The following is a 276-nucleotide window of genomic DNA, read 5'->3' on the forward strand; positions in this document are numbered from 1 at the left end:
CAGTTGATCCACGGTAAAGCGATGCCGCAGTTGCTGGAAGAATTTATCGACACCATCGTTGAGTTTGCCAACGGTAAGCAAACCTGTAACGAGCGTAACGACTTCCGCGAACTGGCGATCTTCAAAAGCGGCGTAACGCTATAAAGTCGAAATGAGTTGTTAATAAAAAACGGCGTTTCATAATGTGAAGCGCCGTTTGCTTTTCCATACCTGCTAAGGATTTATCATGACCGCGTATTGGCTGGCCCAGGGCGTGGGTGTCATCGCCTTTCTGAT

At 47.8% G+C, this 276-nt stretch carries 1 protein-coding gene; it reads left to right on the plus strand.

Translation table 11 applies throughout. The features are described 5' to 3' along the window. Window positions 1-144, plus strand: a 144-nt coding sequence (locus QQL85_RS26470) for a UxaA family hydrolase (protein ID WP_229021428.1), incomplete at its 5' end; no start/stop codon positions are given. Between the last annotated feature and the right edge of the window lie 132 nt (window positions 145-276).

This window comes from Pseudomonas putida (assembly GCF_030159595.1).
Classification (GTDB): Bacteria; Pseudomonadota; Gammaproteobacteria; order Pseudomonadales; family Pseudomonadaceae; genus Aquipseudomonas; species Aquipseudomonas putida_AC.